At 57.0% G+C, this 15,552-nt stretch carries 11 protein-coding genes; 6 read left to right on the plus strand and 5 right to left on the minus strand.

The features are described from left to right. Positions 1–32: 32 nt before the first annotated feature. A complete protein-coding gene (locus K0J45_RS17135) occupies positions 33–728 on the plus strand; it encodes an MliC family protein (protein ID WP_220043437.1) in 696 nt (231 codons plus the stop codon). Positions 729–760: 32 nt separating this feature from the next. After that, positions 761–2,611, plus strand: coding sequence for an alkaline phosphatase D family protein (locus tag K0J45_RS17140; protein WP_220045345.1), 1,851 nt, complete (start codon positions 761–763; stop codon positions 2,609–2,611). Between the two features lie 34 nt (positions 2,612–2,645). Here K0J45_RS17140 and K0J45_RS17145 read toward each other — a convergent pair whose 3' ends face one another. From K0J45_RS17145 to K0J45_RS17155, 3 genes are all read right to left on the minus strand, one after another. Further along, the gene (locus K0J45_RS17145) at positions 2,646–3,554 is read right to left on the minus strand and encodes a pseudouridine synthase (protein ID WP_258406720.1); all 909 of its coding nucleotides are present in this window, start codon (positions 3,552–3,554) and stop codon (positions 2,646–2,648) included. 66 nt (positions 3,555–3,620) lie between these two features. Continuing rightward, positions 3,621–4,199: an LON peptidase substrate-binding domain-containing protein gene (locus tag K0J45_RS17150; protein WP_011867145.1), complete on the minus strand. Its 579-nt coding sequence runs from the start codon at positions 4,197–4,199 to the stop codon at positions 3,621–3,623. A 210-nt stretch (positions 4,200–4,409) separates the two neighbouring features. Beyond that, complete coding sequence (locus K0J45_RS17155; protein ID WP_220043439.1) at positions 4,410–5,465, minus strand: alpha/beta hydrolase; 1,056 nt, start codon at positions 5,463–5,465, stop codon at positions 4,410–4,412. 117 nt (positions 5,466–5,582) lie between these two features. Here K0J45_RS17155 and K0J45_RS17160 point away from each other — a divergent pair, with 117 nt between their 5' ends. The 4 genes from K0J45_RS17160 (at position 5,583) to K0J45_RS17175 (ending at position 10,291) form a co-directional block, all read left to right on the plus strand. After that, positions 5,583–6,023 carry a hypothetical protein gene (locus K0J45_RS17160; RefSeq protein WP_220043440.1) on the plus strand — a complete coding sequence of 147 codons (441 nt, stop codon included), beginning with the start codon at positions 5,583–5,585 and terminating at the stop codon, positions 6,021–6,023. Between the two features lie 28 nt (positions 6,024–6,051). Next, positions 6,052–7,098 carry a DUF3080 family protein gene (locus tag K0J45_RS17165; protein ID WP_220043441.1) on the plus strand — a complete coding sequence of 349 codons (1,047 nt, stop codon included), beginning with the start codon at positions 6,052–6,054 and terminating at the stop codon, positions 7,096–7,098. Between the two features lie 89 nt (positions 7,099–7,187). Next, on the plus strand, positions 7,188–7,649 hold the full coding sequence (locus K0J45_RS17170) for a NanQ anomerase/TabA/YiaL family protein (protein ID WP_220043442.1): 462 nt from the start codon (positions 7,188–7,190) through the stop codon (positions 7,647–7,649). Positions 7,650–8,011: 362 nt separating this feature from the next. Further along, entirely contained in the window at positions 8,012–10,291 is a 2,280-nt protein-coding gene (locus tag K0J45_RS17175) for an aminotransferase class V-fold PLP-dependent enzyme (RefSeq protein WP_220043443.1), read from the plus strand. Positions 10,292–10,373: 82 nt separating this feature from the next. Here the strand turns inward: K0J45_RS17175 and K0J45_RS17180 are convergent, their stop codons facing one another. Both K0J45_RS17180 and K0J45_RS17185 read right to left on the minus strand, forming a co-directional pair. Continuing rightward, on the minus strand, positions 10,374–11,594 hold the full coding sequence (locus K0J45_RS17180) for an OprO/OprP family phosphate-selective porin (protein WP_220045346.1): 1,221 nt from the start codon (positions 11,592–11,594) through the stop codon (positions 10,374–10,376). A gap of 724 nt (positions 11,595–12,318) precedes the next feature. Further along, a complete protein-coding gene (locus K0J45_RS17185) occupies positions 12,319–15,549 on the minus strand; it encodes an efflux RND transporter permease subunit (protein ID WP_220043444.1) in 3,231 nt (1,076 codons plus the stop codon). Between the last annotated feature and the right edge of the window lie 3 nt (positions 15,550–15,552).

Below are 15,552 nucleotides of genomic sequence, written 5' to 3' on the forward strand. Positions count from 1 at the left end.
AAGGATATCAGGCCTTAGCTCGGAGCTTAACCATGAACAGATTAGCCATACTCGCCATTGCCGGCATACTGCTGCCAGCCTGCAGCCAACAGGCCACACAAGCCAATAGTGAGCCCTCTTCACAAGCGTCCTCTGCAGCGCAAAGCGCGCCGCAAACCGAGAGCCAGGCGCCTAACAAGCCAGAGAATCAGACGGCCAACCAGCCCAGCTTCGACTGTAACGGCGACAGACTCTCCAGCATAGAGGTCCTGGTCTGCCAGGACAGCGAACTTGCCGCGCTGGACCGCCAGTTGGCCGAGGTCTACCAGGCCGCCAGCGCCAAGGCCATCAACGAGCAGCCGCCACTCTTGAAAGCCGAACAGAGAGGCTGGATAAAGGGGCGCGACGAGTGTTGGAAGAGTGACGACAAACATAGCTGCGCGTTTGACAACTACCGGATGCGTATCGCCGAGCTACAGGCCAGGTATCGCCTCATCGCCCCCAGCGCCGAGGTCAGCTACCAGTGCGACGGCATAGCCGCCAAAGAGGTGGTGGTGAGCTATTTTGCCACCGAGCCTGCAACCCTGATCGCCGAGTTCGGCGACAGCGTCTCGCTCATGTACAGCCAGCCCAGTGGCAGCGGTAGCCGCTATCAGGGGCGCAACGAATCGCTATGGGAGCACCAAGGTGAGGCGCGCATCACCTGGGGCTATGGCGCCGAGCCGATGATCTGTAAGCTCGCCGACTGATCATGACCCTGCCTCTGCTGCTGACAGGCCCCATGCTGCGTCACTGCGACGCAGACCATTTCACCCTGACGTTGGTGACCAGTGAGCCGCTGTCGCAGTTAACCCTCACCCTGGGTGAGACTCAACACCTGCTTGCTGATGACGCAATCGAGTGTCTGGAGCTAGGCACTCACGCCTTCTTCTACCTCATCTATCTGAGCAAGTCCGGGCTCAACCCTGTCGGCACCAGCATTCCCTATGGCCTTAGCGACAGTCGCCACGGCGACCTGCTCACGCCGCTGGCGAAGCTGACCTATGGCGAGAATCAGACGCCGAACCTGGTAATCAAGCCAGAGATCGACACCCTGCTGCACGGTTCCTGCCGCAACGCCCATCATCACAGCAGCGATGCCATGGTGGCCGCCGATACCCGGCTCGAGAATGGACCGGATGCGGCCGAGCGGCCGGCGATGATGATGTTGAGCGGCGATCAGATCTATGTCGATGATGTCGCCGGCCCCATGCTCTACGCCATCGGCAGGGTTATAGAGATGTTGGGCCTGTATGAGGAAGAGTTTCAACAGGCGCCGCTCACCCATAGCAAGCAGATAAGCTACCACCCGGCGGCCATGTACCAGAGGCACAAGAAGCTGTTGCCGCGCACCGAATACCCGGCCGGCAGCGCCCTGGTGCGTTGGTATATCAACCACCCCATCTTCACCTCCTCCATCGCCGAGAATCACTTGGTGAGTCTGGCCGAAATCGTCGCCCTCTATCTACTCTCCTGGTCGCCGGAGCTGTGGCAGCTCATCGATATTCCCAAGGAGGTAACAGGCCTGTCGCCCGCCAATCAGCAGAGATGGCAGAGGGAGTGGGTTCACTTACTCGAGTTTAAGGCGGGACTGACCAAGGTGAGACGCCTGCTGGCGCATCTGCCGACCTATATGATCTTCGACGATCACGATATCACGGACGACTGGAACCTCACGGCAAAATGGGAACAGGCGGCCTATGGCCATGCTTTTTCTAAACGCATCATAGGTAATGCGCTGATCGGCTATCTGGTGTTTCAGGGGCTGGGCAATCAGAAGGACAAATTTAGCGCCGCGATTCTGCCTAAGCTCAAGCAGTTTCTCACCAATCGTGAGGAGGCGCAGCATGACGAGCTGATCGACGCCCTGCTCGGCTTCGACGAGTGGCACTACAGTCTCAATACCTCGCCCAAGTTGGTGGTGCTCGACACCCGCACCCAGAGATGGCGCAGCGAATCCAACCTCGCCAAGCCCTCAGGCCTGATGGACTGGGAAGCCCTGATGGAATTTCAGCAGCAGTTGGTGGGACAGGAGAAGGTGATTATCGTCTCGGCGGCGCCCATGTTCGGCGTCAAGTTGATCGAGGCGGTGCAGCGCGCGGCCACCTTTATCGGCGCCTCTCTCTTGGTGGACGCCGAAAACTGGATGGCGCACCCTGGCACGGCCAACACCCTGCTGAGCATCTTCCTGCACCGCAAGACGCCGCAGCAGTTTGTGATCCTCTCCGGCGATGTGCACTACTCCTTCGCTTACGACATAGGCATTCGCTTTCGCACTCAGGGGCCGCAGATCTATCAGATCACCTCGAGCGGCATCAAGAATCAGTTTCCCGAGAAGCTGTTACCCGTGTTCGACAAGTTTAACGGCTGGCTCTATGGCCATTTCTCGCCGCTGAACTGGTTCACCAAACGCAAACGCATGTCGATTCGCGGCCGCCGCCCCAATGGCATGCGCAGTCAGCGGCTGATCAACGCCAGCGGCATAGGCCTGGTCAGCTTCGCTAAAGATGGCGCGCCGTCCAAGATAGCCGTACTCCATGGCGACATGAGCACCACAGAGTTTTTGCCGCCGCGCCAGTCCCGCAAAGGCTAAGTCTCGCAAGGGCAAGGCCCGGTCAGCAACAGAGCTAAACAGACAGTTCGGGCAGGCAGATATCCAGCATTCGACCGGTGACTGGGTCAGTGAAGGCGAGACGACGCGCCAGCAGCTTCATCGGCTGGGCAACATCCTCGGCGCTTCTGGGTAATAAAGTCGGATAGAAATTATCGTTAAGGATCGGCATCCCCAGGCTGTTCATGTGCAGGCGCAGCTGATGTGTCTTGCCGGTGATCGGCATCAGCTCGAAACGACCAATCTCTCCTTCGACGCTCACCAGAGCGATCTCCGAGTGGCTGTTGGCCTCGCCGTCGACGATGTGCATGGTAAAGCTGGGGGTGCCCTTATCGATGCGATTCTTCACCGTCCAGCGTCTGGGTAGGCTAAGCTGACCGGCGCCATGCTCAGCCAGTAGCTCTGGGGTAAGGCGCGCCAAGGCCTGATACTCCTTGGTGATCTGTCCATGGCGAAACAGGCCATGGTAGGCGTCGCGGCTATCACTCTGCTTGACCAGCAGGACTATGCCCGCGGTGGCGCGATCCAGGCGGTGGGCGGCGATCAGCGTCTCACAGCCCGTGCGCTCCCTTAGCCGGTTGATCAAACACTGATTGATCACCTCACCACCCGGATGCAAAGCCATGAAATGGGGCTTGTTAGCCAGTACTATCTGCTCATCTTGATACAGAATCGACTCGCTAAAGGGAGGCGTCTCCTCATGGGCGACCTCGCGGTAGTAGTACACCTTCTGCTGAGGCCGATAGGCTGTTGTAAGTTCCAGCGGCTGACCATCTTGCCAATGCACCTTGCCCTGGATGAAGCGCTCGCGCCAAATACCTGCGGAAATATTATCGAACCGCTGACAGAAATAGTCGTAAACACTCGCCGGGGGATTTTTGGTTTGAGGTAAGACGATGAAGGAGGCTTGAGCCGCGCGAACCATGACAGAAAGGCCTAAAGATGAAGGAGCGGCCATGTTAACAAAAATTGCGGCCCGGATGAGAGCAAATTATTGCCCCGCGTGGGACTTGATCAGTTCGAGTACAAAATCCATCGTCTTGTGACAGTCGGGCTGATTGACCAACACCTGCTTGTCACGATTATATAGGGGCAGCACCTCGAGCCAGCGCTGGCTGACCCAGGTGGCATCTTCCAAGTGCAGATCCGCATATAGCTCCTGCAAGGCGGGATTGACCAGATAGAACTGCTCTAGTGCTGCACTGATCAGCTCAAATTCGCCCTTGATGGGCTCTTCACGCCAATTGTTACAGCTCAGCGTCCTGGCGATCCAGTTACCGTCGCGCCGCTTGGCCGCCGAGAAGATCTTCACCCTCTGCTTGCCTTCCAGCACCAGGCCTAAACAATCGTCTTCGAGCTGATTAAAATCTATGATCTCGCACTGAGTCGCCAGCGGATAACAGGGGGGATTGGCCTGAGGCCGTGACATGGCAAAGGCCAGGGGGAAGTGCCCCTTGAGCACCTCGGCAATCAGTTTCAAGCTGCTAGGCCCCGCCACTCGTATCTCTATTCTGCCGTCGGGCAAAAGTAGTTCGTCGCGGGTGATCAACGCCATCTCTTGAGTCAACATAGCAACCTCCTCCCCCTTGGTCGGTGATCGCCGTGAGTGTCGATTCAGTGCGACTAAAAATTAACCAAAGAGCAATAATGATAAAGTGTAGCAGTTGTCAAAATTACTGCTCGAAACGCCATTATTGGATCGGCGATGCCATGCCAATCAAAATACCCGGTCCTTCGCTTATTAGACCCAGAAAAACTCCCTTTTGTTGCAGCCACTTCATTAGAAAGTGTTAATGTGACGCATAATATCGCCACTATTTAATACCTTATCTAAGTCCTCTGCCAGCACCTCACTCATCTGCGCCGCCTGTCGCCAATAGCGTATCCGTTCTTCGGTATTGAGGCGACTGAAGTCATTTCGGTCCGGCAGTTTGCCATAGGGAAGTTGGCTCAAATACTCCTGGCTGGGGGCCAAGATCAGGGCATTAGCATAGTTATGTTTGGCCCGTCGCCAGGGCAAGGATTTGTCGAACCAGCCGGGCAGAATCTTGCTGTAGAAGTGGGGATACAGGGTCAATCCAGGCGCATGCGCTAGAGGCAGATCGAAGTGATAATCTGTGATGCCACCGTCGTAATAATGGCCGGCGGGAGCCCCTTCGATGCGCTCAACAGGCGCCAGCACCCAAGGGATAGAGCCGGTGGCCAGCAGAACCTGGGCAATATTCTCCCCAGTCAGGGCCAGGTGACGACCCGGTAGATCCTTTAACTCATTAAAAGGCGAGGCGACGCCGCCGCTACCAAACAGGTAACGCTCGAAGTGCCATCCCAGGGTGCGACGACTCAGCAGATTAGTGACCGCCGTGGTGGCAAGACCGGCGCCAAGTGCGGCTCTATGGGACAGACGGTTGAGATGACGGCCACGACAAGCGATGAAATGGCTCTTGATCACAGGATTACTGACGATATCCGCTCCCTGCTGCGCCCCCAATATGCCAGAAACGATACCCGCTACCTTACGCGACACCTCACTCGCCGTGGGCTTGGTCTCGTAACGCTGGCCAATATATTCCCGCTCCAACCGCTCGTAGGCCGCCAGGGGATCCTGCTGTGCCAGACAGGCCAGGCGCCAGGCGCCAGATGAGGCTCCCAGGGTGTAGAGAGGCGTCTGTCTCGCCTTGAAGTAGGTGCCAAACAGATACTTATCCAGCGCGGCTATGCCTAGCCATTTTGGCCCACCCGACGCCGCCAACACCTGGGTGAAAATCTCGGGTTTCAGCCCCTGCTCGGCGATCTGTTTGTAGGCTATCGGCCCGGCAAGAAAACGTAACTTAAGCACCTAACTCGGCTCCCTGAATTTATCTGTGTGCGTGGCTTAGGTCATTCTATAAGAATTGCACTAAACTTGTCAGCGCGATTAAAATAGGCCGGTGGCAGGAGGTCACTGAGGATCAAAATGGACGACACGGTAACAATTAAGCCCTATCAAACGCTCGCCTACGTCATCATCACGCTGACGGCCAGCCTGTTTATCATAAAGCAGCTTTTCCTGAGCGCCTTCGATGACCAATGGTGCCTCTTCATAGGCTACTGCCTGGCCATGCTCATATGGGCTGGCGCATTACTGAAACAAGAGATCGTTTTTACCCCGCGGGCGATCGCCTTTATCAATATCCCCCTCACAGGCAGGGCTAGCCTTGGCAAGGAGACCCAGATCGCCTATAGAGATATTACTGGCTGCCACCTAATGCTCGCCGGATTGGAGATAGTGACAGACACAGAGGCCATCAGGGTTAGCCTCAGGCTCAACGACAGACTCATCTCCTGCCTCAGCGATAGTTTCGAGCGCCACGGCCTGCAAGCGACCCGAGAGGCTGAGCAGAAAAACCTAGCCTGAATTCACCCCATTCTCGGAAGGAGTCAACTTGCCACAGACCCACATCAGACTAACGACCAAGGGCCTGCTGATGCTCTGTCTCTTGCTCTGGCTGCCTGGCTGTCAGCGCGCCAAGGATGTGGAATATCTCTGGCAGGACTACGGCCAGCGACTGGCCCATGTGATCGACCAGCCCTACTCCCCCCCGGATTTTAAGCCCATGCAGCTAGGCAAGGCCGACAGACAGGAACAGGCCTCGATCACCATCTCGATTCTCGACACCCTGTCTCTGGGCCATTGCCCCCTGGGCCGCCTCGTCGCCGACCACAACAGCACCCTGGGCAAGGTGGCACCGCCCAGCCAGCAACTCATCTATCAGATTAGGTTTATTCAGCTGGCGCCCGCCTGTATCGACACCTTGGATGAGGGGGAGCTCAAGACCAAGCTGACACAGGCACTCCAGCAGAAACAAGCTGATGTGATGGCCTACTTTAATCGGGTGCTCACCGGAGACAAGAGCATCACCAAGAGCCTGTTTATCGGCTACGACTCCCTGGTGCTCGATAAGATGCGCGCCGGTCGCTTCGAGCTCGAATCGGCCATCGGCCAGCTGCTGAGCATCAAAGGCCACATCAAGCAGCGCCAGTGGCAACAGATAGACACGGCGCAGATAGAGCCCGCCCTCGCTCTCATGGCCCACCAAACACTACTACAGAGATACCTGAGATCCCTCGCCTACAGTCAGTCGCAGCTCATTGCCCTCAACGACTATCTGCAGCTACATAGCGCATCGGTCGCCTGTCGACTCAATCATGCTAACCGCAAACAGGAGATACTGCAGAATATATTTCATAAATACTACCTGGCCCAGACTCAGGCCTATCTGTCACAGCTCAATCAACTGCATTATCGCCTGAGCGAGCCGCTACTCACCCTCTTTGCCGGCAGTAACCATCAGGCCTTCATCGAGCACTACTTCGGCGAGCAACCAGGTGCCCTGCCGGAGCAGCTAAAATCCCAGATGCTCAGACACGTCAAGTGGTGGCAGGCTTTCAGGGAGAGCTGCAATATTGCCCCGCCTAGCTCCTCCACCTAACCGCTAGATAAGCTCCAACACCTCAGGCTATCTTGCCAGCCAAAAAGCCTGCTACACTATCGGCTCTTTACAAGCCCGAGCCTCCAATCATGATCTTAGACACCTTAGATAACCTGGCACACTACACCCACCTGGGACCGCGCATAGCCAAGGCACTGCAACACCTCAAAGAGACAGATTTCGCCCAGCTGCCGGTGGGCAACTACGAGCTGGATGGCAAAGATATCTTTGTCATCGTCAACGACTATGAGACCAAACCCCGAGAGGTCGAACCCTTCGAGGTGCATCGCAAATATATCGACGTTCAGTATGTGGTGAGCGGCGAAGAGGAGTTTGGCTATCTGCCCCTGGCGGATCAGACTCCATCCAAGCCCTACTACGACAAACACGACTACGCCGAATTTGACTATGAGTCGAACAAGGCGCGCGCCGCCTTTATTCCCTTCAAGGCCGGCATGTTTGCCCTCTTCTTCCCCCAGGACATGCATATGCCGGGCGTATCGGTGACGCCGCAGAAGGTGCGCAAGGTCGTCATCAAGGTGAAAATTTAGAGCCTGTTGGCGCTTGCTGTTTGTTAACGCCCGCGCCTGTCGCGGGCGTTTTGCAACCTGGCATTTTCGCCTCATCCCCATCTGATACAAAATGTTACCTTGGCGAATCCTTGCCCGCCATAGCCGATACCGACGCTCGGCCCCACCCACATAGCTCTGGCGCCGCTTCTCTTATGCGGCTCTCTCCGAATTCTCATACCTAGCACTCGCTCAAACCCCACTAAAAAATGCCTGTTTGGCACCAAAAACATGATCTTGATCAATACTCACAAGCTGCTAATATAGCCACATCGAATTACATATACCATTTTGTTATATGGGAATTTTTTCTAATAATAAAAACAGCAAGAAGCGAGTATCCCATGCACCACACATCCCCGCTTAGCCAGATCTATCTAGACGCCAACGCGACCACTCCGGTACTGCCTCAGGCAGCCAAGGCCGCACTGGGTGCCATGGAAGATCTTTTCGGTAACCCCTCGAGCAGCCATATCACGGGCCTGAAAGCCAAGAGCCTGATGGAGCAGACCCGCCTGCGCGCCAAGCAGATCCTGGGAAGCGGCCAGGGCAATATCATCTTTACCAGCGGCGCCACCGAAGGCATACAGACCGCCATTCTATCCGCCCTCATCAAGGCCAAGGCCAGCCTGGATCCCAACAAGCAGTACAGCCTACTCTATGGCGCGACCGAACATAAGGCGGTGCCCAACTCATTGGCCCACTGGAATCAACTATTAGAGATAGGCGCCGAGCTCAAGGCGATTCCCGTCGACGACAAGGGCGCACTGGATCTCGACTTCATCGCCGCAGAGGTGCCCAACGCCCTGATGATCTGCACCATGGCGGTCAATAACGAAACCGGCGTCTATCAAGATCTTAAGGCACTCGATACCTGCATTCGTAAGCACAATCCTGAAGTATTCTGGATGGTGGATTGCGTCCAGGCCCTGGGTAAACGCCCATTGGCCCTGGCGCAGACCAGCATAGACTATGCGCCATTCAGCGGTCATAAGCTGTATGCCCCCAAGGGGATCGGCTTCGTCTATATCCGTGATGGTGCCCCCTTCACCCCCTTCATCGCTGGCGGTGGCCAGGAGGGCGGACTGCGCTCGGGTACAGAAAACCTGCCGGGCATGGCCGCCCTGAATCAAGTGTTCGCCATGCTGCTGGCCGAGCAAGACAGCGCCTTCTACAGCCCGTCGACCCTCATAAATTATCGTGAGCAGCTGGCCAAGGCGTTGAAGCGCGCCTTCCCGACGCTGGAGTTTAACCACAGCTTCGACAACAGCGTGCCCACTACCCTAAACTTTGCCGTGCCCGGCTTTAGCAGCAAGGAGATCATGGATCTCTTCGACGCCGCCAATATCCGTGTCAGCTCAGGCTCGGCCTGTAGCTCTAAGGTTACCCGCAGCTTCGTGCTCGATGCCATGGGCCTCCCGGCCTGGCAGAGCGAGTCGGCCATTCGTCTCTCCTTCGGTCCGGCCATGACCCAGTCTGAGGTGGATCTAGCCTGCGAGCGCATTCAATCTGCCGCCAACGCCCTAGGCAACAGCTGTCTCACCCTGAGCAGTGGTGAGGCATCAGCAGATAAGCAGCCGCTGAACGGCCTGGTACAGCTAAAGTCTGGCTCAAGCTGCAGCTGGATCTATGCCGACCAAGAGAGTAAACAGGCGGTGGTTATCGATCCCCTGCCGGAGCTCGATCAGCGTATCGACACCCTGTTGCAGTGCCAGCAGCTCGAGCCTATCGCCTTCATCGACACCCATGGTCACGCCGATCATGTCTCGGGCCGCGTGGCATTAGCCGCCCGTTATCTGCCACAGCAGTCAAGCGATCATCTGGGCTGGCCTGAGGATCACCAGATCACCGAGATAGGCGCCAGACCGGCGCAGGCAATCTCCCTAGGTCAGTACTCTCTGGTGAAGCTGGCTACTCCGGGCCACACTAATGACAGCATCAGCCTGCTGCTATGCTCGCCCCAAGGCGAGGTGATCTACGGCTTCTGTGGCGACCTCGTCTTGATGGGCAGCCTGGGCCGCACCAACTTCGACAGCAGCTGCGCCAAACAGATGTACAACAGCCTCAAGCTGCTACACAGCCTGATTGGTGACGATACCCTGCTCTGCCCGAGCCATGACTACAACAACGAGTTCACCACCAGCTTCGCCGCCGAGTTCAGGGGCAATCCGCTGCTGAACGAGGTGATCAACGGCACCATCTCTATGGCGCAGTTCGAGCAGCAAAAAGCGAGACTGGATACCCATCTCAAAGATGAAGCCGGCAGCGAGATCATCTGCGGCGCCTACACCGGCGGTTGCAGCAAGGCCAAGGTGAAAGAGTATGACAGCCAGTCGCTCCAGCTACAGCTGGGTCAGTCGCCGCAGCTTAAGTTACTGGATATTCGCGAGCCCCACGAATACGCTCTGCAACACGAGCTGGGCACCCTTGGAGAGCAGACGATCAACGTGCCTATGACCAGACTGGTGCAGTTCGTGCAGGAACATAAGCAGGAGAGTGATGCCGAATGGGTGCTGGTCTGCCGCAGCGGCAGCCGTTCTCTGGTGGCGGCCCAGGCACTGCATAGACTCGGCTTTAACAAGATAGCCCACCTCAAAGGCGGCTACGCGCTGAGCGACAGTTAAGGTTTTCTATTACCCATCACCTGACCGACACAAAAAACCGCATCAAGTGATGCGGTTTTTTATTGGCTCACACACTAGATCACTAGAAGTAGTAGCCGAAGTTGATGTTAAAGCGCTTATTAGTACCGCCATCACCCACCATAGAGCCGCCGATGAAGGGCTGGTTCTCGGCCACCACGAAATCGAAGTAGGTATAGAGGCCACCGGCGGTGACCGCCACCCCAGTCACGTTCATGAAGGTATCTTTCTGCCCGCTGGGCTTGTCGGTAACAAGCGAGTAGTCGTTATAGAAGGTCAGGTTTGACACCGGCCCCCAGGCCACCGGCAGGCTATAGGCTAAATCCGCCACATAGCTGGTCGCCTCGGCTGGGATCGAGTCATAAAAGGCATAGGCGGCTACCACCATGCGCTCCACATCCATGCCATCGACATCATACTTGTAATCGGTGAGCTGCAACTTGAGGTTCCAGCGATCGTAGTTGACCACGCCGTGCAGCGCCGCCGCGACCTGATCGCCATCTGTGCCGTTCTCGATCTCAAGCTGACCCAGCTGGCCCGATACTCCCAGCTCCAGACTCACCTCATCAAACACGAAATTATGACTGTAGCGGGCATTGAAGGTGTTCTTCTCACCGGCGGCATAGCCAGCCGTAGGCGCATCATAGATCCCCTCACCCGGCAGACGAACGCCGACCACGTCATAGGCGTATCTGTGGGTGCGATCCGACACATAACCGTCCAGGCCACCCTGCTCGTCATTCTTGTAGAAGGCCAGATCCAGTCGGTTAGCGTCACTCTTATAGGTGTAGTTCAGACCCAAGTCGTAGTCGTCTTCCAGGCCTAGATAGAAGTTTGAGCTAAAGAAGTAGTTGTTCGAGGCGTAGGTCAGGATACCGAAAGGCACCTGGGTCACCCCTATCTTACCCTGCTGCTCATCGTCGAAGTTGTAACCCACCCAGGCGTGATGGATCACATTCATATACTCGAACCAACGGTACTGGGCGGAGAAGATAACATCATCCAGATTACCGTTCACATCGATACGAAATAGGTCGAAGTCGAAATCACCACCGCGATCGGCGTTGGCATCGGAGTAATCCTCATAGGAATACTGGAAACGGGCCGCACCACCAAACTTGATCGACTTGTCCATCTCCTTTGCTTCGGGTGCCTGCTCCTTTTCGGCCTCCAGCTGCTCGATGCGCGCCTTGAGCGCCTTAAGCTCCTCATCTACTGTGGTGGCACCTGCGTTAGCGCTCAGCGCCAGCGCAATACAACTGGCCGCAAGGGTATAGCGAATCATCATTCATCCTCTTCGATTAACTTAGGTTTCTACTTTCACATTGCCATCTGCCCCATGGATAGTGATGGACATGTCCGCCACGGCGCCTAAGCCCATCAAGACAGAGCTCTATTAAGATTGAGCTCCATCAAGGCTTAGCAACTCCGGAAAGCCACAGGTAAAGATTTAGCCATAATCATTCTAATTCAAACAATAAAAATACTGTCGACGCCATCAGAACCAACATATTGATCTGACAAAATCCGACAACACAGGGCACAAGTGAAAGCTTATAGGCAAAAATGTAACATAAATAGCCCATAAATTACATATTAACCAAAACCATGAAACTCTTAACCATCGAGATAAAATCCAGAAAAATAATATCAACCCAAATCAAATAAGGGGTAAGCACACGAATTAATGACTCACCTAATAGTTACCTTGAACGACAGGAAGTAAGATGAGAGGGCAGAGGACAAGAAGAGGGTTAACCTAAAGATGTGTAAAAAATGATAAGACGATAACTGAGCGAAAAAGCGCGGCATCCTGCCGCGCGTGCTCACTAAAGGGCACTCCCCTTTGCAGCCTCTCCCCACAGGTTAGGAATAAGGAGAAACAGAAAAGGAGACTTCTTGTGCCCTAGAGCGTCACCAAGGAGACGCAACTGCGATGGCAAACTGAAAGCACCGCTGCCTCCGGCCGTCCCTGGCCCCATCGAATCACTTGGTCTTGGTGCAACAAACTAGTCTAGGGCTTCCAACTCCTTGTCCCCCTTAAGCGCCTTGGTCTCGTAGAGCCAGCGATACAGGGTCGGCAACACCAGCAGCGTCAGGGCGGTAGAGCTAAACAGGCCGCCTATGATCACCACCGCCAGCGGCTTTTGGATCTCGCTGCCCACACCGCTAGACAGGAGTATTGGGATCAGGCCCAGCGCCGAGGTCAGCGCCGTCATCAGCACGGGACGCAGGCGTCCCACGGTGCCTTCATACACGCTGGTGTAGAGGGCTTCTCCCGAGGCACGCCTCTGGTTGATCGAGTCCACCAACACCACACCATTGAGCACTGCCACCCCAAACAGGGTGATAAAGCCGATGGAGCTAGGCACAGACAGATAGGTACCGCTGATATAGAGGGCCACCACGCCGCCAATCAGCGCCAGCGGCACGTTGGCCATGATCAAGCCCACCTGCTTGATGGAGCCGAAAGAGAAGTAGAGCAGCAGGGCGATCAGGGCGATGGAGATGGGCACCACCAACATCAGCTTCTGCTGTGCCCGCTGCTGATTCTCATATTGACCGCCGACCACGACCGTATAACCCGGCGGCAGATCCGCCTGAGGCACTATGGCGTAGATATCCTTGACCACAGAGCCCATGTCGCGTCCCGACACGTTGGCCTGCACCACCACCCGGCGCTGCACATCGTCACGGCGAATATTGGGCGGCGCCATCTCGACCACCACATCGGCCACCTCGCCCAGGCGCACGGTCGCACCATTTACGCCGCTGAGCAGGAGATCTTCCAGCGCATCGGGCGCGCTGCGATATTGGCTGGCCAGACGCACATTGATGTCGTATCTGGCGTTGCCGTCGATCACCTGCCCGGCGCTGACCCCGCCTATTCCCTGACTCACCAGGCTCATCACCTCATCGACGCTGATGCCATAGCGGGCCAGCAGATCGCGCTTGGGACGCACCACCAGCTGGGCCTCGCCAGACACCTGCTCCAGGGAGACGTCCACCGCCCCCTCGATACTCGACACCAGCTCACTAAGTTCCTGCCCCTTGCTGGAGAGCACCTCGAGATCCGGGCCAAACAGCTTGATCGCCAGCTGGGCTTTCACCCCTGAAAGCAACTCATCGACACGGGTGGCGATGGGCTGGGAGAAGGTAAACAGCAGGCCGGGGAAGACGCTCAGCTTCTCTTCCATCTTGCGCTGCAGCTCAAGACGGGTCTCGGCGTGTTCCCACTCCTCGATCGGCTTAAGGCCGATATAGATCTCTATGTTGCTCACAGGCTCAGGGTCGCCGCCCAGTTCCGGGGCGCCGATACGGCTCAGGGCGTAGTCGACCTCGGGAAAGGTCATCAACATGGCCTCGAGCTTGGGCGCCACATCCAATGAGGTGCTCAGGCTGGCGGTTGGCGCCAGGGTCACCCTCAGGTTGATGGTGCCCTCCTCGAGCTCGGGCACAAATTCGGTACCTAGCCTCGGCAGCAGCGCCATGCTGATGCCGAACAGGGTCACCGCCGTCAGCAGCACCAATTTGGGCCTGCCCATGGTGGCACTGAGCAGGTGACGATACAGAGCCTCCACCGGCTTGAGTACTGGGCTCTCCCTCAGGGTCACACCGCGCTTAAACAGATAGACGGCAAGAGCTGGCACGCCGATCAGGGCGACAAACAGCGCCGCCACCATGGCCAGGATGATGCTCACCGCCATGGGCTGGAACAGCTTGCCCTCTACCCCTTCCAGGGCAAACAGCGGCGCAAATACCACTATGATTATGGCGGTGGCGAAGAAGATGGGGCTGCACACCTCCTTGGCCGCCAGCATTACCCTCAGGGCGATGCCGCTGCGCTCTCCTTCTCCCAGGCCATCTTCCTCGCCGTGGTAGGGGTCAGACTCACCCGAGGCGCGGGCCTTGGCCTGATCGAAATGGCGTCTGTCCGGCTGGGTCAGATGCTTGAAGATGTTCTCCACCATCACCACTGAGCCATCCACCAGCATGCCGATAGCCACCGCCAGCCCACCCAGGGACATAAGGTTGGCCGACATGCCAAAATAGGCCATCACCATCAAGGCCAGGCCGATGGAGACTGGGATAGAGAGCAGCACCAACAAAGTCGCGCGCAGGTTCACCAGGAACAGCGCCAGGATCACCACGATAAACAGGAAGGCCATCAAGAGGGCATCGCGCACCGTCTCTACCGCCTTGTTCACCAGATCCGCCTGATCGTAGAACACCTCGAAGGAGACGCCCTTGGGCAGGGCCTGCTCTATCATGGCGGTGCGGGCCGAGATATCGTCAATGGTCGCCTTAGTGTTAGCCCCCATACGCTTAAGCACCACGCCGGCGACGACTTCGCCCAGCGCCTTTGGCGTTCCGGCATCGTCGCGGCGGGTCATGGTGACCGCGCCCACACGGATCTCGGCGCCAAAGTCTACCTTGGCGATGTCGGCCACCCTCACCGGCGTGCCGCCCACCTCTGTGAGTGGAATCTGGGCGATGGCCGCCAGGCCAGCCTCACCCGCAGGCAGCAAGCCGTAGCCGCGTACCACCAGCTGCTCCTGTCCCTGATCCATAAACCAGCCACCTGCGTTGCGGTTATTGCTCTCCAGCGCCTGGGGCACCTGGGCCATGGAGAGGCCATAGCTGCGCAGCTTGTTGGGCTCAATCTGCACCTGATATTGACGCACCTCGCCCCCGAAGGAGAGCACGTCGGTCACGCCCCCCACCGGCATCATGATGAGCTTCACCAGATAGTCGTTGAGGCTCCTTAGCTCGGCGGCATCTATACCGGACTCAGGCGTGGCCCGCAAAATGTACTGATAGATCTGTCCCAAGCCAGAGGTATTGGGGCCTATCTCGGGCACCCCCACCCCGTCAGGGATCATCTCCCTGGCGGCCTGCAACTGCTCGAATACCTGCTGACGGGCAAAGTAGATATCTGTGCCCTCGGCAAACACTACTGTCACTATGGAGAGACCGGTGCGCGACAGAGAGCGCACCTCGGTCACCGATGGCAGGGCATACATGGCCGATTCCACCGGGTAGCTGATCAGCTTTTCCACCTCCTCGGCCGCCAGTCCCTCGGCGGCGGTGTTGACCGTCACCTGCACATTGGTGACATCGGGAAAGGCATCGAGATTGAGCTTAGGTAACATGGCGACACTGGCTACCACACCACACAGCAGCGCCAGGGCCACCAGAAGCCGATTGCGTATCGCGCTATCGATAAGTTTCTGAAGCATAAG

The organism is Shewanella alkalitolerans (assembly GCF_019457575.1).
GTDB classification, from domain to species: domain Bacteria; phylum Pseudomonadota; class Gammaproteobacteria; order Enterobacterales; family Shewanellaceae; genus Shewanella; species Shewanella loihica.